This window comes from Kosakonia sp. HypNH10, assembly GCF_029850615.1.
In the GTDB taxonomy this organism is placed as follows: domain Bacteria; phylum Pseudomonadota; class Gammaproteobacteria; order Enterobacterales; family Enterobacteriaceae; genus Kosakonia; species Kosakonia cowanii.
In genome coordinates, this window is the sequence record NZ_JAOTIU010000008.1 from 22,316 (window position 1) to 45,560 (window position 23,245).

The window sequence follows — 23,245 nt, forward strand, 5'->3', positions numbered from 1 at the left end:
ATATGACAGCTATCTGGCTTGCTTCTGGTTCTCCCCGCCGTCAGGAATTACTGACGCAGCTTGGGGTGTCGTTTGAGCGTGTTGTTCCGGGTATCGAGGAGCAGCGGCAGGCCGGTGAGAGCGCCAGGCAGTACGTGGCGCGGCTGGCGCGGGAAAAGGCGCAGGCGGGCGTGGCGATGGCATCGCGCGATCTGCCGGTGCTGGGCGCCGACACCATTGTCATATTAAATGGGGAAGTGCTTGAAAAACCCCATGACTCCTCGCATGCTGCCACTATGCTGCGCCAACTCTCCGGGCAGACTCACCAGGTGATGACCGCCGTCGCTATTGCGGACCGCGAACAGGTGCTGGAGTGTCTGGTAGAAACCGAAGTGACCTTCAGAGCGTTATCAGAAAAGGATATTGCCGACTATGTAGCGAGCGGGGAACCGCTGGATAAAGCCGGTGCGTATGGTATTCAGGGGCTGGGCGGTTGCTTTGTCAGGAAAATTAACGGGAGTTATCACGCTGTCGTTGGCTTACCGCTAGTGGAAACCTTTGAATTGCTGAGCAATTTCAACGCAGTGCGTGAAGGAAGAGATAATCATGACGGCTGAATTACTGGTCAACGTTACACCATCGGAAACGCGTGTTGCCTATATTGACGGCGGCATTCTGCAGGAAATTCACATTGAGCGCGAAGCACGGCGCGGGATAGTAGGCAATATCTACAAAGGTCGGGTCAGCCGGGTGCTACCGGGTATGCAGGCGGCTTTTGTAGATATTGGTCTGGAAAAGGCGGCGTTTCTACACGCCTCCGACATTATGCCGCATACCGAATGCGTTGCCGGTGAAGAGCAGAAGAACTTTACCGTGCGCGACATCTCCGAGCTGGTGCGCCAGGGCCAGGACCTGATGGTGCAGGTGGTGAAAGATCCCCTCGGCACCAAAGGCGCGCGTCTCACTACCGACATCACTTTACCCTCCCGTTACCTGGTCTTTATGCCGGGCGCCGCGCACGTTGGCGTCTCTCAGCGTATTGAGAGCGAAGCCGAGCGCGATCGCCTGAAAAAGGTGGTGGCGAGCTACTGCGATGAGCAGGGCGGATTTATCATTCGCACCGCTGCGGAAGGGGTTTGCGAAGAGGATCTCGCCTCTGACGCGGCCTACCTGAAGCGCGTCTGGACGAAGGTGATGGAGCGCAAAAAGCGCCAGCAGACGCGTTATAAACTCTATGGCGAGCTGGCGTTAGCCCAGCGCGTCCTGCGCGATTTTGCGGATGCCCATCTCGATCGCATCCGCGTTGACTCGCGCCTCACCTTTGAAGCGCTGCTGGAGTTTACCGCGGAGTACATCCCGGAGATGACCAGCAAGCTTGAGCACTACAGCGGCCGCCAGCCAATCTTCGATCTCTTTGATGTCGAAAACGAAATCCAGCGTGCGCTTGAGCGCAAAGTTGAGCTGAAATCGGGCGGCTACCTGATTATCGATCAAACCGAAGCGATGACCACCGTCGATATCAACACCGGCGCGTTTGTCGGCCATCGCAATCTCGACGACACCATCTTCAATACCAACATTGAAGCCACCCAAGCGATCGCCCGCCAGCTGCGGCTGCGCAATCTCGGCGGCATTATCATCATCGACTTTATCGATATGAATAATGAGGATCACCGCCGCCGCGTGCTGCACTCGCTGGAGCAGGCGCTGAGCAAAGACCGGGTGAAAACCAGCATCAACGGTTTCTCCCAGCTTGGCCTGGTGGAGATGACCCGCAAACGCACCCGCGAAAGCGTTGAACATGTGCTGTGCAACGAGTGTCCGACCTGTCACGGGCGCGGCACGGTAAAGTCAGTCGAAACGGTGTGCTATGAAATCATGCGCGAAATCGTGCGTGTGCATCATGCCTACGACTCCGATCGCTTCCTGGTCTACGCCTCTCCGGCCGTGGCGGAAGCGCTGAAGAGCGAAGAGTCTCATGCGCTGGCGGAGGTGGAAATCTTCGTCGGTAAGCAGGTCAAAGTACAAATCGAGCCGCTCTATAATCAGGAGCAGTTTGACGTAGTCATGATGTAATTCGCGGCCATGCTGCGAAACAAGCGGGTCTGATGGGTTTGACAAGGAGAGAGGCGTGAGGCGACTGCCGGGGATATTACTGCTTACAGGCGCGACGCTGATCGTTATCGCGGCGCTGCTGGTAAGTGGGCTGCGCCTTGTGTTACCCCACCTTAATGAGTGGCGCGAGCCGATCCTGGCGCGCATCTCCGCTGAAACCGGCCTTCCGCTTAAGGCCAGCGAGTTTCAGGCGCGCTGGCAAACTTTCGGCCCGGAGCTGGAGGTGCGCGATATTCAGGCCACGCTGAAAGATGGCGGCAGCGCTGAGGTTAAGCGCGTTACGCTGGCGCTCGACGTCTGGCAGAGCCTGCTGCACCTGCGCTGGCAGTTTCGCGATCTCACCTTTTACCAACTCGCGGTTAACAGCAATACCCCCCTTGAGAGCAGCGAAGAGGGCAATACCCTCGGCAAAGATCGCATCAGCGATCTCTTTTTACGCCAGTTCGATCACTTCGATCTACGCGACAGTCGCGTCAGCTTTTTAACGCCTTCAGGCCAACGCGCCGAACTGGCGATCCCGCAGCTTACCTGGCTTAACGGCGACGATCGTCACCGTGCCGAAGGGCAGGTGAGCCTCACTAGCCTCACCGGGCAGCATGGCGTGATGCAGGTGCGCATGGATCTGCGCGATGACAACGGCCTGCTAAATAATGGGCGCGTCTGGCTACAGGCCGATGATATTGACGTCAAACCGTGGCTCAGCCAGTGGATGCAGGATAAGGTCGCGCTCACCTCGGCCCGCTTTAGCCTCGAAGGGTGGATGACGCTCAACAAGGGCGAAATTGAAAGCGGCGATGTGTGGCTGAAAAAAGGTGGTGCCAGCTGGCTGGGGAATAATACCACCCATCGCATGACCGTCGACAACCTCACCACCCATATCAGCCGACAGAAAGCGGGCTGGCAGTTTGACGTGCCGGTAACGCGCATTGCAATTGATGACAAACCCTGGCCGCAGGGCGCGCTCAGCTTCGCCTGGGTACCGGCGCAGGAAGCGAAAGAGGCGAGCGATGAGCTACGCGTTCGCGCCAGCAACCTTGAACTGAACAGCCTCGACGGGCTGATGCCGATTGCGCAGAAGATCTCCCCGGCGATGTATGACATCTGGAATACCCTGCAACCGGCGGGAAAACTCGAGCGGCTGGCGGTCGATATTCCGTTAAAAACGCCGGAAAAGAGCCGCTTCCAGGCGCGCTGGCAGGATCTCAGCTGGCATCAGTGGAAGCTGCTGCCGGGAATGGAGCACTTCGCCGGTACCCTTGAAGGGAGCGTCGAAAACGGGCGCTTAACCGCCGATATTTCGCAGGCGAAGATGCCGTATGAGACGGTGTTTCGCGCGCCGCTGGAGCTCGAAAAGGGGCTGGCAACGCTCAACTGGCAGAAGAACGAGCAGGGCTTCCAACTGGACGGGCGCAATATTGATGTGCAGGCCACCGGGCTGCATGCGCGCGGGGATTTCCGTTATCTGCAACCGGAAGGCAAAGAGCCGTGGCTCAGCATCCTGGCGGGGATTAACGTCTCCGACGCCGGGCAAGCCTGGCGTTACTTCCCGGAAAACCTGATGGGCAAAGCGCTGGTGGATTATCTCAGCGGCGCGATTAAAGGCGGGCAGACGGAAAACGCCACGCTGGTCTACGCTGGCAACCCGAGCCTTTTCCCCTATAAGCACAACGAGGGGCAGTTTGAAGTGTTGGTGCCGCTGCGCAATGCCACCTTTGCTTTCCAGCCGGACTGGCCTGCGCTGCAAAACCTCGACATTAGTCTCGACTTCCTCAATGACGGTTTATGGATGAAGAGCGACAAGGTGATGCTCGGCGGCGTGACCGCCAGCAACCTGGCCGCCGCGATCCCGGATTACATCAAAGAGAAGCTGATCATTGATGCCGATATCAACGGGCCGGGCAAAGCGGTTGGCCCCTATTTTAAAGAAACGCCTCTGCATGACTCGCTCGGCAGCGCGTTAGATGAGCTGCAAATTGACGGCGATGTGAGCGCTCGCTTACATCTCGATATTCCGCTGGACGGCGAGATGACGCTGGCCAAAGGCGAGGTCGCGCTGAAAAACAATTCGCTGTTTATCAAGCCCATCAGCAGCACACTGAAAAACCTCAGCGGCAAATTCAGCTTTGAGAATGGCAACCTGAAGAGTGAGCCGCTGACCGCCACCTGGTTTAACCAGCCGCTGAACGTCGATTTCACCACTACCGAGGGCGCTAAAGCCTACGAGGTGGCGGTCAATCTCAACGGCAACTGGCAGCCATCGCGTACCGGCGTACTGCCGGAGCAGCTTAACGATGCGCTGCGCGGAAATGTGACGTGGAAAGGGGATGTTGGCGTGACGCTCCCTTACCGCGGCGAAGCGAGCTATAAGGTCAACCTGGCAGGCGATCTCGGTAATATCGCCAGCACCTTACCGCCGCCGCTCGATAAGCGGGCGGGTCATGCGCTGCCGGTGAAGGTGAAAGTGGATGGCAACCTGCACAGCTTTGAACTGACCGGTAACGCAGGCGCGAATAACCACTTCAACAGCCGCTGGCTGCTCGGCAGCAAGCTGGCGCTCGATCGCGGGATCTGGACCTCGGAGAGTAAAACTACGCCGCCGCTGCCGGAGCAGAGCGGGCTGGAGCTTAATCTGCCGCCGCTGGATGGCGCGCAGTGGCTGGCGCTGTTTAATCAGGGTGCGGCAAGCCATGTCAGCAGCAGCGCTTCACTGCCGTCGCGCATCACGCTGCGCACGCCCGCCCTGACGCTCGGCGGGCAGCAGTGGAATAACATGAGCATCGTCTCGCAGCCGCAGTTTGCCGGCACCACTATTGACGCGCAGGGCCGCGAGCTTAACGCGACGCTGAAGATCAATAAAAACGCGCCGTGGCAGGCCGATATTCGTTATCTCTACTACAACCCGGCGAGCGCCGCGAAGACGAAAGATATCACTTCGCCAACCACGCTTTTCAGCGAGCAGCAGCGGATTGATTTCAGCGGCTGGCCCGATCTGCAACTGCGCTGTAAAGAGTGCTGGCTGTGGGGGCAGAAATATGGCCGTATCGAGGGCGATTTCGCCATTAAAGGCGATACGCTGACGCTGGCAAATGGGCTGGTCGATAGCGGTGTGGCGCGCCTGACTGCCGACGGCGAGTGGGTCAACCGCACGGGCGGCGAGCGCACTTCTATTAAGGGCATTCTGCGCGGCGACAAACTGGATTCGGCGATGGGCTTCTTCGGAGTGCCGACGCCGGTGCGCGACGCACCGTTCAACGTCAATTACGATCTGCACTGGCGCAGCGCGCCGTGGCAGCCGCAGGAAGCGTCGCTCAACGGCATTCTGCGCACGCGCCTCGGCAAAGGCAAAATCGACGATATCAGCACCGGTCATGCCGGGCAGATCCTGCGCCTGTTCAGCGTCGACTCGCTGCTGCGTAAGCTGCGCTTTGATTTCAGCGACACCTTCAGTAATGAGGGCTTCTGGTTTGACTCCATTCGCAGCACGGCGTGGATCAAAGATGGCGTGCTGCACACCGATGACACGCTGGTCGACGGGCTGGAAGCGGATATTGCGATGAAAGGCTCAGTGGATCTGGTGCGTCGCCAGCTCGATGTTGAAGCGGTGGTGGCACCGGAAATTTCCGCGACCGTTGGCGTGGCGGCGGCGTTTGCCGTTAACCCGATTGTCGGCGCGGCGGTGTTCGCGGCCAGTAAAGTGCTGGGTCCGCTGTGGAATAAAGTCTCCATTTTGCGCTACCGCATTACCGGCCCGGTAGACCAGCCGCAGATCAATGAAGTGATGCGCCAGCCGCGCACCGACAAAAAGCAATGATTTGACGGCATCGGCGAATTGCCTCAAGCTCCTTGTATCGCACTTTTTTATTGCCCGATGTGGCGGCAACGACGAGAAAACATGATGAGTCTTAATCTGGTGAGTGAACAACTGCTGGCAGCGAATGGCCTGAATCATCAGGATCTGTTTGCCATTCTCGGTCAACTGACCGCGCGTCGTCTTGACTACGGCGACCTCTATTTCCAGTCGAGCTATCACGAATCCTGGGTTTTAGAAGACCGCATCATCAAAGATGGTTCGTACAATATTGACCAGGGCGTGGGCGTGCGCGCCATCAGCGGCGAGAAAACCGGTTTTGCTTACGCAGACCAGATCAGCCTGCTGGCGTTAGAGCAGAGCGCGCAGGCCGCGCGCACCATCGTCCGCGAAGAGGGCGACGGTAAAGTCAAAACCCTCGGCGCGATCGAGCATCAGAGCCTCTATACCAGCATCGATCCGCTGCAAAGCATGAGCCGCGAAGAGAAGCTCGACATTCTGCGTCGCGTCGATAAAGCGGCACGCGCTGCCGATAAGCGCGTGCAGGAAGTGACCGCCAGCCTGACCGGCGTCTATGAACTGATTCTGGTGGCGGCGACGGACGGCACGCTGGCGGCCGATGTTCGCCCACTGGTGCGTCTCTCTGTCAGCGTACAGGTTGAGGATGACGGTAAACGCGAGCGCGGTGCCAGCGGTGGCGGCGGTCGTTTCGGTTATGACTGGTTCCTGCAAGAGGTGGATGGCGAAGTTCGTGCCGATGCCTGGGCGCACGAAGCGGTGCGTATGGCGCTGGTCAATCTCTCTGCCGTCGCTGCGCCTGCGGGCACGCTGCCGGTAGTGCTGGGCGCAGGCTGGCCGGGCGTGCTGCTGCACGAAGCCGTTGGTCACGGTCTTGAAGGGGACTTCAATCGTCGCGGTACTTCCGTATTCAGCGGCCAGATGGGCCAGCTGGTTGCCTCCGAGCTTTGCACCGTGGTTGATGACGGCACCATCGCCGATCGCCGTGGTTCAGTCGCCATCGACGATGAAGGGACGCCGGGCCAGTACAATACGCTGATCGAAAACGGCGTACTGAAAGGCTATATGCAGGACAAGATGAACGCGCGCCTGATGGGCGTGAAGCCGACCGGTAACGGCCGTCGTGAGTCATATGCCCATCTGCCGATGCCGCGTATGACCAACACCTATATGCTGGCGGGCAAATCGACGCCGCAGGAGATTATCGAATCCGTGGAGTATGGCATCTATGCGCCGAACTTCGGCGGCGGCCAGGTGGATATCACCTCCGGTAAGTTCGTCTTCTCGACCTCCGAGGCGTACCTGATTGAAAAAGGCAAAGTGACCAAAGCGGTTAAAGGCGCGACCCTGATTGGCTCCGGCATCGAAGCGATGCAGCAGATCTCGATGGTCGGCAACGATCTGAAGCTTGATAACGGCGTTGGCGTCTGTGGCAAAGAGGGGCAGAGCCTGCCGGTTGGCGTGGGTCAACCGACGCTGAAGGTCGACAACCTGACCGTCGGCGGCACGGCCTAAGCTTTACCGTTCACCCTCTTTCGCGCAAAGAGGGTGAATGCTTTCACACCCTGCGCCCCTGCATGCTCTGGTAGACCTTCGCCACCTCGATAAAGTAATCCGTCAAATAGTTGATACAGACCTGCACTTTCAGCGGCAGCTTATCTTTCTGCGTGTAGAGCGCGTAAACCGGGCGCGGATCCGACTGGTAGCGCGGGAGCAGGATCTCAAGCTGGCCGCTGTTGATCTCTTCGATCACCCACATTAGCGGCACATAGGCGATCCCGGCGCCGGCGGTTAGCCAGCGGGTTAAGGTCATCGGATCGTTGGTGACAAACCGCCCCTGCGGGATCAGGCGCGTGGCGATCCCTTCCGGGGCCACCAGCTCAAACTCGTTATCCGGGCGCACGCTATACTCCAGCCACGAGTGGTTGACCATATCGGCCGGTTTTTCCGGTGTGCCGTACTGGGCGAGATAGTTTTTGGCCGCACAGACCACCATCGGCATGGTGCCGAGGCGGCGGGAGAAGAGGCTGGAATCCTGCAATGCGCCCACGCGGATCACCACATCCAAACCATCGGCGATAAGATCCGGCGCGGGGATGCCCGTTACCAGATTAACCGACAGCCCCGGGTGCTCTTTCAGCATCTCGGCGGTCATTTTTGCCAGCACATTTTGCGCCATGGTTGAAGAGCTACCGATGCGCAGCGTGCCGATGGGCGTATTGTTAAAGGCGTAGAGCTGCTCGTGCACATCCTGCACTTCATGGAGCATTCTGCGACAGCCCTGATAGTAGATCTTTCCCGCTTCGGTCAGCCCAATGCTGCGCGTGCTGCGGTTCAGCAGCTTAACCTGTAGCTCATCCTCCAGCTTCGCCACGGTCTGGCTGATGGACGAAACGCTCATCTGCAACTGACGTGCAGCGGCGGTAAAGGAGCCCAGTTCCACCACTTTGGCGAACACCGACATGCGTTTTAAACGTTCCATTATTCACTCTGACTTAAAAGTGATTTAGATCACATAATATAGATAACAGCATAACAGTTACGCTAATATACTATCTATCCATAATATTCACGTCACTCTCGCCTGGCTCTCCTTGCCCTTTCCTGCGGTGGCGTACGAACGATTTATCACCTGCAAGCGTAAAAAAACCAAGGTCAACATGAGTCTGTTTCCCGTCATCGTGGTGTTCGGTTTGTCGTTCCCACCGATTTTTTTCGAGCTGATTTTGTCGCTGGCGATTTTCTGGCTGGTGCGTCGGATGCTGATCCCGACCGGGATCTACGATTTTGTCTGGCATCCTGCGCTGTTTAACACCGCGCTCTATTGCTGCCTGTTTTACCTGCTGTCGCGTTTATTTGTTTGAGGTAGAAGTGAAAACACTAACAAGAAATATCACCCGTACCGCGATCACCGTGGCGCTTGTTATCCTGGCGTTTATCGCCATTTTCCGCGCCTGGGTTTACTACACCGAATCACCCTGGACGCGCGATGCGCGCTTCACCGCCGACGTGGTAGCCATCGCCCCGGATGTCACCGGGCTGGTCACCAGCGTCGATGTTCACGATAACCAGCTGGTTAAACAGGGCCAGGTGCTCTTCACCATCGACCAGCCGCGCTACCAAAAAGCGCTCGAGCAGGATGAAGCCGATGTCGCCTATTACCAGGCTTTAGTCAATGAGAAGCGACGCGAAGCTGGCCGCCGTAACCAGTTAGGCATCCAGGCGATGTCGCGCGAAGAGATTGATCAGGCGAATAACACCCTGCAAACCGAACTGCATCAGTTAGCGAAAGCGCAGGCGACACGCGACCTGGCGAAGCTCGATCTGGAGCGCACCACTATTCGTGCTCCGGCCGATGGCTGGGTCACCAACCTCAACGTTTACGCCGGTGAGTTCATCACCCGCGGCTCCACTGCCGTAGCGCTGGTGAAACAGAACAGCTTCTATGTGCTGGCCTATATGGAAGAGACCAAGCTTGAGGGCGTGCGCGCCGGTTACCGCGCCGAGATCACACCGTTAGGCAGCAACCAGGTGCTGAAAGGCACCGTCGACAGCGTCGCCGCCGGGGTGACTAACTCCAGCAGCACCAATGACAGCAAAGGGATGGCGACCGTCGACTCCAACCTCGAATGGGTTCGTCTGGCGCAGCGCGTGCCGGTGCGCATCCGTCTGGATCAACAGCAGGGCAACCTGTGGCCGGCAGGCACCACTGCAACCGTCGTGGTCACCGGCAAAACCGATCGCGACGCCAGCCACGATTCGCTGTTTCGTAAAATCGCCCACCGTCTGCGTGAGCTGGGGTAATCGCTATGGGGCTGTTCTCTATCGCCAGCCAGCATCTGCGCTTTGCCTGCAAGCTGGCCGGCGCGGTAGTGCTGGCGCTGTTTGTCGGCTTTCACTTCCAGCTTGAAACACCGCGCTGGGCGGTGCTGACCGCGGCGATTGTTGCCGCCGGTCCCGCTTTTGCGGCAGGCGGCGAGCCTTACTCCGGGGCAATCCGCTACCGGGGTATGTTGCGTATCGCCGGGACCTTTATTGGCTGTATCGCCGGGCTGACCATCATCATTATGCTGATCCGCACGCCGCTGCTGATGCTGCTGGTGAGCTGCATCTGGGCGGGGTTTTGTACCTGGGTCTCCTCGCTGATACGCGTTGAGAACTCCTACGCCTGGGGGCTGGCGGGCTACACGGCGCTGATCATTGTTATCACCATTGAGCCTAACCCGCTGCTGGCACCGCAATATGCCGTGGAGCGCTGTAGTGAGATCGTGGTGGGGATTTTGTGCGCGATTGTCGCCGATCTGCTCTTCTCGCCGCGCTCGGTGAAGCAGGTAATCGACCAGGAGCTCGACAGCCTGCTGTTAGCGCACTACCAGTTGATGCAACTCTGTATCAAGCATGGCGACAGTGAAGAGGTTGATGCCGCGTGGGCCGCGCTGGTTCGCCGCACCGCCGGGCTGGATGGCATGCGCAGCAACCTGAAGATCGAATCCTCGCGCTGGGGGCTGGCAAACCGCCGTCTGAAGGTGATCAATACGCTGTCGCTGACGCTGATTACCCAGGCGTGCGAAACCTACCTGATTCAGAATACGCGCCCGGAGCTGATCACCGATACCTTTCGCGAGCTGTTCGACGAGCCGGTCGAAACGGTGCAGGACGTACACCGGCAGTTAAAACGCATGCGCCGGGTGATTGTCTGGACCGGTGAGCGTGACACGCCGGTGACGCTCTACAGTTGGGTCGGGGCGGCGACGCGCTACCTGCTGCTTAAGCGCGGCGTGATTGGCAATACCAAAATCAGCGCCATCGAAGAGGAGGTGCTGCGGGGCGAAGCGGTGGTGAAAGCGGAATCCGCTGAGCGTCACCACGCGATGATTAACTTCTGGCGCACCACGCTCTCCTGCGCCCTCGGTACGCTCTTCTGGCTGTGGACCGGCTGGACCTCCGGCAGCGGGGCGATGGTGATGATCGCCGTTGTTACCTCGCTGGCGATGCGGCTGCCTAACCCGATTATGGTGGCGAAAGATTTCGTTTACGGCATGTTGTGGGCATTACCAATAGGCGCGCTCTACTTCCTGGTTATCCTGCCTGCCACCCAGCAAAGCATGCTGCTGCTCTGTATCAGCCTTGCGGTGCTGGCCTTCTTTATTGGTATCGAAGTGCAGAAACGGCGGCTGGGATCGATGGCGACGCTGGCGGGCACCATCAATATTCTGGTGCTGGATAACCCGATGACCTTCAAGTTCAGCTTCTTCCTCGACAGCGCGCTCGGGCAGCTGGTGGGCGTGGTGCTGGCGATAACGGTGATCCTGCTGGTGCGCGATAACTCGCAGGCGCGCACCGGACGCGTGCTGCTTAACCAGTTTGTCTCGGCAGCGGTCTCGGCGATGACCACCAACACCGCCCGGCGTAAAGAGAACCACCTCCCGGCGCTCTATCAACAGCTCTTCCTGCTGCTGAATAAGTTTCCCGGCGATGTGGCGAAGTTTCGCCTGGCGTTAACACTGATCATTGCCCACCAGCGGCTGCGCGATGCGCCGGTACCGATCAATGACGATCTCTCGGCGTTCCACCGGCAGTTGCGCCGCACCGCATCTGAGGTGATCGCCGCCGGATCCGATACCAAACGGCGTCGCTACTTTACCCAGTTGCTTGAAGAGCTGGCTGTCTACCAGCAGAAACTGCGTGAGTGGAATGCCTCGCCGCAGGTGACGGAGCCGGTCGAGCGGCTAACCGGCATGCTACATAAGTATCAACACGCGCTAACCAGCAATTAATGACAAAGCCGACGCCCTAAGCGTCGGTTTTTTTATGACTATACTTCACTGGAGAATCAACACACCGCAGATCAGGAGAACTCATGAGCACGCAGGCATTGCAGGAGAGTGCGCTTTTTCAGACCGGTTATCTGGTCGATGGCGTCTGGAAAACCCTGGAGACCACCTTTGAGGTTCTGAACCCGGCCAGCGGCGAGGTGATCGCGCGCGTGGCGAAAGCGGGGAAAAAAGAGACCGAAGAGGCGATTGCCGCCGCAGCGCGCGCCTTTCCCGCCTGGCGGGCAAAAACCGCCAAAGAGCGCTCAACCATTCTCTATCGCTGGTATGAACTGATTATCGAGAACAAAAGCTGGCTGGGGCACTTGATGACCAGCGAGCAGGGTAAACCGTTGAAAGAGGCGGAGGGCGAAGTCGAGTACGCCGCCAGCTTTATTCAGTGGTTTGCCGAGCAGGCAAAACGCGCCAACGGCGAGATCATTCCGCCGGTGAAGCCGGGATCGCGCATTCTGGCGACCCGTGAACCTGTCGGCGTGGTGGCGGCAATTACGCCGTGGAATTTCCCGATGGCGATGCTGACCCGCAAGCTCGGCCCGGCGCTGGCCGCAGGCTGCACCGGGGTGATCAAGCCCGCTAACAATACGCCGCTGAGCGCCTTTGCGCTGTTAACGCTGGCAAAAAAAGCGGGTGTCCCGGATGGCGTGCTAAACGCGGTTGCTGGCACAACTTCTGAGATCAGCGATGCCATTATGGCAAGCCCGGAGGTGCGCAAAATCTCCTTCACTGGCTCAACGGCGGTGGGCAAAACGCTGGTGCGCAACGCTGCCGAGACGATGAAAAAGGTCTCAATGGAGCTGGGCGGCAACGCGCCCTATATCGTCTTTGACGATGCGGATATCGATGCCGCAGTGCAGGGCGCGGTGGCGAACAAGTTCCGCAACGCAGGCCAGGTGTGCGTCAGCGTCAACCGCTTCTATATCCAGGAAGGGGTCTATGACGAGTTCACCCGCAAGCTGAGCGAGGCGGTTAAGGCGCTGAAAGTGGGCAATGGCATGGATGAGGGCGTGGTCGTCGGCCCGCTGATTGAGTCCTCCGCTGTCGATAAGGTGCGTGAGCATGTTGAAGATGCGGTAGCGAAAGGCGCGAAAGTGCTGACCGGCGGCGAACCGCACGCGCTGGGCGGTAACTTCTGGCAGCCGACGGTGCTCGGTGACTGTAGCGATGGCATGAAACTGGCGCAGGAAGAGACCTTCGGCCCGCTTGCCGCCTGCTTCCGCTTCACCAGCGAAGAGGAGGTGATCAAACGCGCCAACGCCACGCCGTTTGGGCTGGCGGCCTACTTCTATACGCAAAACCTGCAACGGGTGTTCCGCGTTTCGCAGGCGCTGGAGAGTGGCATGATCGGCGTGAACGAGTGCGCGGTGTCGACCGAAGTCGCGCCCTTTGGCGGCGTGAAGGAGTCGGGGTTAGGCCGCGAAGGCTCTGTGCTGGGGTTAGACGAGTTTATGGAAGTGAAAACGCTACATTTAGGCGGCTTATAAACAGTGGAACGGCAGATGATGGAGAGCATGAAAACCTACACTTTCGATTTCAAAGAGATCGCCGATCAGCGCGCCTTCTACCGCGATTTTTGCCGCCAGTTCGCCCTTGAAGAGGAGAAGGTGCACGATCTCGATTCGCTGTGGGATGCGGTGATGGGGGAAGCGTTACCGCTGCCGCTGGAGATTGCTTTTATCCATCTGCCGGAGAAGAAGCGCCGCCGTTTCGGGGCGCTGATCCTGCTGTTTGATGAAGCGGAAGAGGAGCTGGAGGGCGCGCTGCATTTTAATGTGCGCTAGCCGCACTCTATTTTCAGAATATATAAATATCGCGCTGTGCTAGAGTTAATTCGCGACGGGCAAAGAGCCTGTCGCGATAAATATAATAAGTAGGGGCTTATTACTATATTTTCAATGTAGAGCAATATTTTCTTCTATTACTAAACCAAAGGATGGTTGGTATGAAAAAAATATATTCGCTTGAAGTCACACTATCACTCTGTTTATCACTCTTTTTCCCTTCCTGCGCACTGCATGCGAAAGCGCGCATTGTTCAACGCTCCGTGGCGAATGCCGATATTCCTTATCAGACCTATCGTGATTTCGCGAGCAATAAGGGGGCTTTTTATCCGGGAGCCCGGGATGTGCCCATTTATAATAAATATGGTCAGACGGTTGGCCGGTTAAATCAGGCGCCGATGCCCGATTTCAGCAGCGTAAATAACACCACGGGTATCGCTACACTTATTCACCCGCAATATGCAACCACGGTGCATCATAATCCCACGTCATATCTCAGGACCCTGGAATTTGGTCATCATCCTTATGAGCTGGCAGACAGAGAGAGTATTCGGCTAAAGGACTTTAGCGTTATTCGCTTAAATAAAGTGGTGACGGAGGTGGCGCCCGCCGCGATAGCCCCCTTGAACATGCCGCTTAAAACGCTGCATGACGAGGCGCGTTTTCGTCTCTTTTACCGCATGGGCTCCGGCAGACAAAAAGTGAGCGATGCCGCGGGAAAGCGGAGCGATATTCAGGGGGCGTATCGTTTTCTCACCGGCGGAACTATCGGGCAGCCGCGGATTAACCTTTATCAACTGTTGGTGATCAACTCCGGCGATGTTTTTGACCCTAAAAATGGTCCGCTGGCGAGCCATGGCGCACTGGGCGATAGCGGCTCTCCGCTCTACGCCTGGGATAGCCTGAATAACCAATGGATCGTGGTCGGTTCATTAAGCATGCTCTATCTGGGGCCTCTTGAGCAGACCGCGTACACCTTTGTTGATCCGCAATTCATTCAGCAGACAAGGGATAAATATGCCAGCGCGGCGATAGAAAACAGGCAATACAATGCGCTGTTTATCTGGCGATACAATGCCGCCACAGGCACGGGCACGTTAACCCAGGGGAGAAACACTTATGCCATGCAGGGCAAGGGCACAGAGAGCACCCGCAGCGGTAACGATCTGATTTTTCGCGGCACGGACGCTATTTTGATGTTGCAGGATAGCGTCGATCAGGGCGCGGGAAGCTTAACCTTTTATGGCAACGCCAGCGTCTCGCCGATGCAGGCGCAGACGTGGACCGGCGGTGGCGTCAATATCGCTTCCGGCGCGACAGTAAAATGGCTGGTGAACGGCACCGACGGCGATAACTTGCATAAGGTGGGTAAAGGGACGCTGAATATTAACGCGGTGGGCGTCAATCCGGGCGGATTAAATGTCGGTGACGGAACCGTGGTGCTTGCCCAGCGTCCCGATGCACAGGGCAGGGTGAGGGCATGCAGCGTGCTGCGCATCGTCAGCGGCAGGCCGTTAGTGGTGCTTCGCGATGGTCAGCAGGTCGATCCCGATTCGATTACGTGGGGCTTTCGCGGCGGCAGGCTGGACGTTAACGGCAATGCGCTCACCTTCCACCAGCTCAATGCCGAAGATTACGGCGCTGCGCTGATTAACCGGGCAGCAAAGCGGGCCGATATCAATTTACGCTATCAGCGCGCTATCGACACCATTCCCGTCTACGAGTGGTCCTACTCGCGAACAGGGAAGGTCGGCGAGTTGTATGGGTACCGTAATTCCAACACCGGCACCAATGATTACTTCATTCTTAAAACGCCTGACTATGACTGGTTCCCGGACAATCAGCACAGCAATGAACACTGGGAGTTTGTCGGTCACGATCATCAGCAGGCGATCCGCACCCGGTATGAGCGCCTCAAAGATGAGGACTATATCTATCACGGCCAGCTGCGGGGAAATCTTAACTTCACTAACCGTGTCGCACCCGGAACGCGAGGCGCGTTGATCCTGGATGGCGCAGTCGACATAGCCGGTGATTTTACGCAGCAGTATGGTCGGCTGGTGTTTCAGGGACATCCTGTTATCCATGCCTATAACACGCCGGAGATTGTTGAAAAACTGCGTTCGCTGAGGGATTTCTCGCTGCGCAGCGAGCCGGTCTCGTTTACGCAGCCGGACTGGGAGCGCCGCATCTTTCACGTCAATCGGTTAGTGCTTGATTATGCCTCGTTCGACCTTGCCAGAAATGCGTCGCTGACCGGCAATATTGAGGCCAGAGGCTCGGCTATCACGCTGGGTAGCTCTACACCCTATATCGATATCAATGATGGCAATGGCGTGGTGAACGTACCGCGCCGGGGCAGCTCAACGGGAGCGCTTGATGAGGAGCTTAGCCGCTTCTGGGGGCACATTAATCTCTCTGCCCACTCGACACTCGCCATTCGGGAGAAATTTACCGGCACGGTTTACGGGCAGGATAGCCAGGTAACGGTTTCATCGCGGGATGCCACGTTTGATGGATTCAGCCAGTTTAGCCAAACCCCGCTCACCCTTGAGGAGAATGCACGGCTGACCGCAACGGGTGGCTGGGGCAGTGACGCTACGGTGACCGTCGGCTCTTCCGCCTCGCTACTGCTGGCGGCAAACCCTGTTGCGGCGGGGCGCGTTACCCCTACGCTCTATGCGCTCAAGAGCAGTGCGACGTATGAACTTAATGATGAAAGCACGCTTAACGTGGCCCCCTTCGCTTCTCTGTGGGGGCATATTCACGCCGTAGGCGAGGCGTTCATCCGCTTTGGTGAGAGTGATGTGCCGCGGCTTGTTCAGGGGCTTACGCCGGGGCAGAAGGGGAGCGTGGCCAGGCTCTTTGGTTTTAAGAGCAGCTGGATTGGTTCACTCTCTGCGCCGCGCGTGCGCTTAAGCCTCAATGCGACGCGGTGGCAGCTACGCCGTGATTCTGAGGTCGGCAAACTCTCTGCTTCGCGCTCGCTGGTGGGGCTTTCCGCAGGAAGATACCGCTTTAATACCTTAAAAATTGGTGAGTTAGAGGCCAATGATACGGGGTTCGCCCTGCGTACGGACCTGCAAAGCAGCGATAAAATCGTCATTAGCCAGCGTGCGGGGGGGCGCAATAACGTTCTGTTTCTTGATGTGCTCAAGCTCTCCCGACGCCTCCAGGGGCTGCATCTTCCGTTGATTACCGCCCCGCGCGGCACGCCCGCTTCGCTCATTACGGCGGCAAAAGCGGTACGGGGGTTTAGCAAACTTGAGCCGATTATCAAACAGCAAGAGGATGCGCTAAGCACGCAGTGGATCCTGACCGGTTTCAGGCAGACGCCCGATCCCGCCGCCATTGCCAAAGCCAGACGCTTTTTTGCCATGAGTTATAAGCGCTTCATTACGGAAGTGAATAGCCTGAATAAACGCGCCGTGCAGTTGCGGGAGAAGGGCGGGCATGCGGGGGCGTGGGCATTCACGCAGCGCCATAACGGCACCGGCAAAGGGAGCGTAAACCACCACGACGCCATGACCTGGTCGGGTATCGACAGAAAAAGCGCCTTGCCAGGTGCCGATCTCTTTTCTGGCGTCTATATGAGTTACGCCACTCAGCAGTTGAGCGGCGCAAGCGTCCAGGGAAGCAGTCGCGATTTCGGCGCAGGCTATTACGCCACGTTGCTGAACAAATCCGGTTTCTATCTCGATACCGCCGTGAAATATGTCCACTCATTCAATCACGACTGGCTGGCGTTCAGCGGTCTTAACGCGCGCGATTACCGCACTAACAGTTGGTTAGGCGGCGTTGAAGCGGGTTATCACTATCCGTTGACCCGGCACGCCTATATCGAACCGCAGGCGGGGGTGGTGCTGGGCAAGCTCTCCGGCGCCACGCTTCACTGGCACGATCGCGGCCTTCCTCTCACCCTGCATCGCCGGAGCGCAATTCCGTGGGTGGGGCGTACAGGGATCGTGGCGGGTGCGCACTTCTGCGATGACGATCGGGCGATTACGCTGCGGGCAGGGTGGCATTATGAGACTGAACTGCGGCCGGATGGCGATATCATCCTTCATGATGACGCAGGCAATATGCGGGTTAAAGCCGGGCGTGACGGGCGCATACACTACCATGCCAGCATTGATGGGCAAGTGAGCGATAACCTCCACATGGAGCTTGATGTCGCGCACTCAAGGTTTGGCAACATGGATGCGGAGCAGGCTATCAACGCGCAGGTGCACTACTACTTCTGATAAAAAAAGCCCCTGCCAGGGGAGGCAGGGGCAAGTCGTCGGACAGACGACGAGGGTTTATTTGTACAGTTCAGCCGTCACGTGGGTGTGAGAACCGGTGCGGGCTTCAATAATGCGGTAGCTGCTTGCGCCAGCCTGGTCGGCTTTCGCAGAGAGTTCCTGACGGATATCCATCGGTACACCGGCAATCTGTGAAACAGAGACGGTACCTACGGATTGCAGGTTGCTGGCCTGATCGCTGTTAACCAGCGTTGCGGCACCTGCGCCGAACGAGATCAGGGAAGCAAGGCCAAGGGATGCGATAATCAGATTGCGTTTCATACTGTGTTCTCCTTAAGAGAGACTCAACGGCGAGAAGGGTTAAACGTCTTTTCTTATGCCTGGTGCCGTTGAGCGATTAATTCATAGGGTTTGGGGTAAAACTTATTTGTAGAGTTCTGCCGTCGCGTGCCAGCGGTCACCGCTGTGCGCTTCAATGATGCGGTAGGAGGATGCACCCTGCTCTTCCGCTTTTTTGCTCAGCTGCGCGTTCATGTCCATCGGTGAAGAGGCGATGGCGCCGACGGAGACGGTACCCAGAGACTGGCGGTCTTGCGCCTGGTCTGCATTGATCATGTCAGCGGCAAAGGCGCCGAATGAGAGTGCTGAGAGGATACCCATAGTTGCGATAGATGATTTGATATTCATAATGCTTACCTCGTCGTATTCTTTTCTTTGAATTTTTCCAGGGGCTCGTTTTGTGACCCCCATCACGAAATCAAGTATACACTAATCACGCGAATAATTAATACCAAGCTAATTATAACTACGCCGAATACATATAACGCACGGCGGTTTTTATAACCTGCCAGCATAAAAATTTTGCTTAAGGCGAATAATTAGTTAACGAGGATTAATAAAATCAGCGAGATAGATTGCTTTGATTTTTTGTGCGGTGCTATCGGCTGTGGCAGGGGAATGAAACGAAAAATCGCACTATTTGTTAAATGAAATGGGGTGAAAAGTCGCCTGGAAGAGGAAAAATGCCGAACATTCCCCCTCAGCGGGAACCGAGGGGAATGCGCGGTTAAAGCTCTTGTTCGAAGAGGACCAGAATCGCTTCGTAGAGATCTTTAACGGTAAAACCGCGGGCCGGCGTGGTGAAGATGGTGTCGTCACCGGCAATGGTGCCGAGGATCCCTTCCGCTTTACCCAGCGAGTCGAGCAGACGCGCGATCAGCTGCGCAGCACCCGGACTGGTGTGGATGACCACCACCGCATCGTTGTAGTCGATGTCCAGCACGAGGTTCTTCAGCGGGCTGGAGGTGGTCGGCACGCCCATCTCGATCGGCAGGCAGTAGACCATCTCCATCTTCGCGTTGCGCGTACGCACCGCGCCGAACTTGGTCAGCATGCGTGAGACTTTAGATTGGTTGATATTGTCGAAGCCCTCTTCTTGTAAGGCCTGGACAATTTCCCCCTGGGAACTGAATTTCTCTTCTTTTAAAAGCGCCTTAAACGCCTTCACTAATTCTTCTTGTTTAGCCGAGCTTCGCATAAGTCACCCGTAATATGGCTGTGAAAATAACATTATTATGCATATTAATGAATTTTTATGCAAACATTGTGCAGATAAATATGCTGAAAAGTTATGGGGAAGGGCGCGAAGTTTAGCAAATTCTTTCGTTAAGGACATCAGCATGTGGCTTACGTCGCAAATAAGAGTAAAAAGTAAATTAAATGTTATAAATATGATGTTATTTTGGTGAATTCTACAGCTATATTATAAACTCGTTAAGTTAGTTGCTTAGCTTGCCGATCTGACGGTCGTATTTAACCCTTTTATAAAATCGCTACAGTGGGCTGTGCCGCGTTATTTTGGCGCACTTATTGTCATAATTAGCAGGGTGAATTAAGGTCGCCGCAGCGGAGTAACAATATATTTAGCTAACCATAATAAGGAGTTTAGGATGAAAGTCGCAGTCCTCGGCGCGGCCGGCGGTATCGGCCAGGCGCTTGCCCTACTACTGAAAACACAACTGCCTTCAGGTTCAGAACTCTCCCTCTACGACATCGCACCTGTCACTCCCGGTGTCGCTGTAGACCTCAGCCATATCCCGACCGATGTAAACATTAAAGGCTTCTCCGGTGAAGATGCGACGCCAGCGCTGGAAGGTGCCGACGTGGTGCTGATCTCCGCAGGGGTTGCGCGTAAGCCGGGGATGGATCGCTCCGATCTGTTTAATGTGAATGCCGGTATCGTGAAAAACCTGGTGGCGCAGGTGGCAAAAACCGCGCCGAAAGCCTGTATCGGTATCATTACCAACCCGGTCAACACCACCGTCGCGATTGCGGCTGAAGTGCTGAAAAAAGCGGGCGTCTATGACAAGAACAAACTGTTTGGCGTGACCACGCTGGACATCATTCGCTCCAATACATTTGTTGCTGAGCTGAAAGGTAAGAAACCAGCAGAGATTGAAGTGCCGGTTATTGGCGGGCACTCTGGCGTGACAATTCTGCCGCTGCTGTCGCAGATCCCGGGCGTGACCTTCAGCGAGCAGGAAGTTGCCGATCTGACCAAACGTATCCAGAACGCGGGCACCGAAGTGGTGGAAGCGAAGGCGGGTGGCGGTTCTGCAACCCTCTCCATGGGCCAGGCGGCTGCACGCTTTGGTCTGTCGCTGGTTCGCGCCTTGCAGGGCGAGAGCGGCATCGTTGAGTGCGCCTATGTTGAAGGCGATGGCGAACACGCCCGTTTCTTCTCGCAGCCGCTGCTGTTGGGTAAAAACGGCGTAGAAGAGCGCAAGGCGATTGGCCAGCTCAGCGCGTTTGAACAGCAGTCGCTGGAAGGCATGCTGGATACGCTGAAAAAAGATATCGAACTTGGTGTCGACTTCGTCAACCGCTAAGCGCGGCTGAGATGAGAAACCGGAGCCTGCGCTCCGGTTTTTTTATGGCCGTCAGTTGGTGGCCGGGTACTCCTGAATCGTGACGTGCAGGGTCAGCTTTTTGTCGTCGCGCATCACTTCAACCGGGATCTCTGAGCCAGGGCGGATCTCCGCTACCTGGTCCATGGTCTCCAGCGCGGATACCGCCGGTTTGCCGTTCACAGAGGTGATCACGTCATTGACCTGAATACCTGCGCGCGCCGCCGGGCCGTCTGGCGATACTTCATTAACCACAATCCCCTGAATCGGATCGATACCGGTGCCCTGAGCGTGCAGCGGGGCAATCTCGCGCCCGCCGATACCGATATAGCCGCGGATCACCCGCCCGTCGCGGATAAGCTTATCCATAATCTTGGTTGCCAGCTGGAACGGAATGGCGAAACCAATCCCTTCCGGCGTCTCTCCGTCGTTACTCTTATCAAACGACAGGGTATTGATACCCATTAACTCGCCCAGCGAGTTGACCAGCGCGCCGCCGGAGTTACCGTGGTTGATGGAGGCATCGGTTTGCAGGAAGTTTTGCCGCCCGCTGGGGTTGAGGCCGATACGCCCGGTGGCGCTGATAATCCCCTGGGTGATGGTCTGCCCGAGGTTATAGGGGTTGCCGATCGCCAGCACCACATCGCCAATATGCGGCGTGCGCTTGGCATTGATCGGGATCACCGGCAGCCCGGAGTTAGCGTTCACCTTCAGCACCGCCAGATCCGTCAGGCTATCTGAGCCGACCAATAAGGCTTCAAAGACACGTCCATCCTGCAGGGCGACGATAATCTGATCCGCATCGTTAATCACATGCTTGTTGGTGATGATATAGCCGCGCTGATCCATGATGACGCCGGAGCCGAGGGTGCGGATTTCGAGGCGATCGTGCGTGGAGCTGTTCAGGCTACGGTTATAGACGTTGACCACTGCGGGCGCGGCGCGGCGCACGGCCGGGTTATAGGACGCAGGCGTCTCATCGGCGCTGTCTAACTGATGCGTCGCGAGCGGGTTATTCTGACGTAGCGACGGCATGGCGGCGATGATCAGGCCACCGACGACAACACCGATTGCAATCGAACGTAAAAGCTTCACATACATGATGGGATAGTCGTTAAAAGAAGGACCGCAGCAGCATACCATGAGTTATCCGGACATCACACGCAGCGGTGATGCCCGGACGAGGAAAGGGTTAACGCAGCAGCAGATAGATGCTGTCGTTACCCCGCACAATGTGCAGCGCCATTATCGACGGCCTGGTCTCCAGCACTTTGCGCATCTCGGCGATGGACTGCACGCGCGTGCGGTTAACGCCGATGATCACATCATCTTTATGCAGGCCAGCCTGTGCCGCCGAGCTGCCTTTCTCAACTTCACCGACCCGGATGCCTTTGGTGCCATCCTTCAGCTGACCGTCGCTCAACTCTGCGCCCTGCAATGCCGGGGAAATCAGCTCTGCGCTGGCGGAAGCGGAGGTGCTCTTATCCAGCGTCACTTCAACGTCGAGCGGTTTACCGTCTCGCAGCAGCCCAAGCTTCACTTTCGCGCCCGGTTCGGTCGTGGCGATGCGCGAGCGCAGCTCCGCGAAGCTGTTCAGCGCTTTGCCGTTGAGGCTGACAATCACATCCCCGGATTTAATTCCCGCTTTCGCCGAGCCGGAGTTGGGCAGCACTTCGCTGACAAACGCCCCGCGCTGCACATTCAGGTTAAAGGCTTTGGCGATATCCGCGCTCATCTCCGTGCCCTTAATACCGAGCAGGCCGCGCTTAATCTCACCAAACTGAATCAGCTGGTGGGAGAGGGTTTGCGCCATATTGCTGGGAATAGCAAAGCCGATGCCGACGCTGCCGCCGCCGGGAGCGAGAATGGCGGTATTAATGCCGATCAGCTCACCGTTGAGATTGAGCAGCGCGCCGCCGGAGTTGCCGCGGTTAATCGAGGCATCGGTCTGGATAAAGTTCTCCAGCCCTTCGAGGTTAAGACCGCTGCGCCCGAGCGCTGAGACAATCCCGGACGTTGCGGTCTGCCCGAGGCCAAACGGGTTACCAACTGCGACGACAAAGTCACCGACGCGCAGCTTATCGGAGTCCGCAATGGCGATTTGCGTCAGGTTGCTGGGGTTTTGCAGCTGTATTAGTGCGATGTCGCTCTGGTCATCGCCGCCGATCAGTTTGGCGTCGAATTCACGGCCATCATTAAGCTGTACGCTGATTTTTTGCGCCTGGTTGATGACGTGATTATTGGTCAGGACGTAGCCCTTCGCGGCATCAATAATTACTCCGGAGCCTAGCCCTTCAAACGGCTGCGGCTGTTGCGGCTGGTCAGGCGCTTCTTCACCGAAGAATTTTTTTAGCTCTTCCGGCACCTTCTGGCCTTGTACCGCCGTGCCTTCAACCTGCACGCTGACCACGGCGGGAAGTACTTTCTCAAGAACCGGCGCAAGACTGGGTAACGCCCCCTGGCCAGGTACCTGTGACGGCATCGCCGCCGTTGCCAACGGTGCCGAGAGAGATAAGCCGACACTTAACGCGATTGCACTCAACAGCTGGGTTTGTTTCTTCAT

General features: G+C 57.1%; 17 protein-coding genes. 11 read left to right on the forward strand and 6 right to left on the reverse strand.

Annotated features, from left to right (window positions below):
* The first annotated feature begins 2 nt into the window (after positions 1-2).
* The 4 genes from N7V53_RS19125 (at position 3) to tldD (ending at position 7,435) form a co-directional block, all read left to right on the forward strand.
* A complete protein-coding gene (locus N7V53_RS19125; protein ID WP_279794514.1) occupies positions 3-596 on the forward strand; it encodes a Maf family protein in 594 nt (197 codons plus the stop codon).
* Positions 586-2,055, forward strand: a complete 1,470-nt coding sequence (gene rng, locus N7V53_RS19130; protein WP_023481025.1) for a ribonuclease G — start codon at positions 586-588, stop codon at positions 2,053-2,055. Before N7V53_RS19125 ends, rng begins: the two co-directional genes overlap by 11 nt.
* A 55-nt stretch (positions 2,056-2,110) precedes the next feature.
* Positions 2,111-5,905: an AsmA2 domain-containing protein YhdP gene (gene yhdP, locus N7V53_RS19135; RefSeq protein WP_279794516.1), complete on the forward strand. Its 3,795-nt coding sequence runs from the start codon at positions 2,111-2,113 to the stop codon at positions 5,903-5,905.
* Positions 5,906-5,989: 84 nt separating this feature from the next.
* The gene (gene tldD / locus N7V53_RS19140; protein ID WP_023480905.1) at positions 5,990-7,435 is read left to right on the forward strand and encodes a metalloprotease TldD; all 1,446 of its coding nucleotides are present in this window, start codon (positions 5,990-5,992) and stop codon (positions 7,433-7,435) included.
* A gap of 43 nt (positions 7,436-7,478) precedes the next feature.
* On the opposite strand, the gene aaeR is transcribed toward tldD, so the two are convergent.
* The gene (gene aaeR / locus N7V53_RS19145) at positions 7,479-8,402 is read right to left on the reverse strand and encodes an HTH-type transcriptional activator AaeR (RefSeq protein ID WP_023480783.1); all 924 of its coding nucleotides are present in this window, start codon (positions 8,400-8,402) and stop codon (positions 7,479-7,481) included.
* A gap of 178 nt (positions 8,403-8,580) precedes the next feature.
* Here aaeR and aaeX point away from each other — a divergent pair, with 178 nt between their 5' ends.
* From aaeX to N7V53_RS19175, 6 genes are all read left to right on the forward strand, one after another.
* Positions 8,581-8,784 (forward strand): p-hydroxybenzoic acid efflux pump operon protein AaeX, encoded by a 204-nt coding sequence (aaeX, locus tag N7V53_RS19150; RefSeq protein ID WP_023480966.1) that lies wholly within the window; start codon positions 8,581-8,583, stop codon positions 8,782-8,784.
* Between the two features lie 7 nt (positions 8,785-8,791).
* Positions 8,792-9,724: a p-hydroxybenzoic acid efflux pump subunit AaeA gene (aaeA, locus tag N7V53_RS19155; RefSeq protein WP_279794517.1), complete on the forward strand. Its 933-nt coding sequence runs from the start codon at positions 8,792-8,794 to the stop codon at positions 9,722-9,724.
* 5 nt (positions 9,725-9,729) lie between these two features.
* Positions 9,730-11,697, forward strand: a complete 1,968-nt coding sequence (gene aaeB / locus N7V53_RS19160) for a p-hydroxybenzoic acid efflux pump subunit AaeB (protein WP_279794518.1) — start codon at positions 9,730-9,732, stop codon at positions 11,695-11,697.
* A gap of 83 nt (positions 11,698-11,780) precedes the next feature.
* The gene (locus N7V53_RS19165; RefSeq protein WP_279794519.1) at positions 11,781-13,235 is read left to right on the forward strand and encodes an NAD-dependent succinate-semialdehyde dehydrogenase; all 1,455 of its coding nucleotides are present in this window, start codon (positions 11,781-11,783) and stop codon (positions 13,233-13,235) included.
* Positions 13,236-13,262: 27 nt separating this feature from the next.
* Positions 13,263-13,532, forward strand: a complete 270-nt coding sequence (locus tag N7V53_RS19170; protein WP_054803020.1) for a hypothetical protein — start codon at positions 13,263-13,265, stop codon at positions 13,530-13,532.
* A gap of 161 nt (positions 13,533-13,693) precedes the next feature.
* Positions 13,694-17,776 carry a S6 family peptidase gene (locus tag N7V53_RS19175; protein WP_279794521.1) on the forward strand — a complete coding sequence of 1,361 codons (4,083 nt, stop codon included), beginning with the start codon at positions 13,694-13,696 and terminating at the stop codon, positions 17,774-17,776.
* Positions 17,777-17,833: 57 nt separating this feature from the next.
* Here N7V53_RS19175 and yhcN (N7V53_RS19180) read toward each other — a convergent pair whose 3' ends face one another.
* From yhcN (N7V53_RS19180) to argR, 3 genes are all read right to left on the reverse strand, one after another.
* On the reverse strand, positions 17,834-18,097 hold the full coding sequence (gene yhcN, locus N7V53_RS19180; RefSeq protein WP_124967168.1) for a peroxide/acid stress response protein YhcN: 264 nt from the start codon (positions 18,095-18,097) through the stop codon (positions 17,834-17,836).
* A gap of 102 nt (positions 18,098-18,199) precedes the next feature.
* Positions 18,200-18,463 (reverse strand): peroxide/acid stress response protein YhcN, encoded by a 264-nt coding sequence (gene yhcN / locus N7V53_RS19185; RefSeq protein ID WP_023480826.1) that lies wholly within the window; start codon positions 18,461-18,463, stop codon positions 18,200-18,202.
* A 379-nt stretch (positions 18,464-18,842) separates the two neighbouring features.
* Positions 18,843-19,313: a transcriptional regulator ArgR gene (gene argR / locus N7V53_RS19190; RefSeq protein ID WP_023480960.1), complete on the reverse strand. Its 471-nt coding sequence runs from the start codon at positions 19,311-19,313 to the stop codon at positions 18,843-18,845.
* A 412-nt stretch (positions 19,314-19,725) separates the two neighbouring features.
* Between argR and mdh the strand changes: the two genes are divergently transcribed.
* Complete coding sequence (mdh, locus tag N7V53_RS19195; RefSeq protein WP_042715833.1) at positions 19,726-20,664, forward strand: malate dehydrogenase; 939 nt, start codon at positions 19,726-19,728, stop codon at positions 20,662-20,664.
* Between the two features lie 51 nt (positions 20,665-20,715).
* Here mdh and degS read toward each other — a convergent pair whose 3' ends face one another.
* Together degS and degQ are read right to left on the reverse strand one after the other, a co-directional pair.
* Positions 20,716-21,783, reverse strand: a complete 1,068-nt coding sequence (gene degS, locus N7V53_RS19200; RefSeq protein ID WP_023480784.1) for an outer membrane-stress sensor serine endopeptidase DegS — start codon at positions 21,781-21,783, stop codon at positions 20,716-20,718.
* 91 nt (positions 21,784-21,874) lie between these two features.
* Positions 21,875-23,245 (reverse strand): serine endoprotease DegQ, encoded by a 1,371-nt coding sequence (gene degQ, locus N7V53_RS19205; protein WP_279794526.1) that lies wholly within the window; start codon positions 23,243-23,245, stop codon positions 21,875-21,877.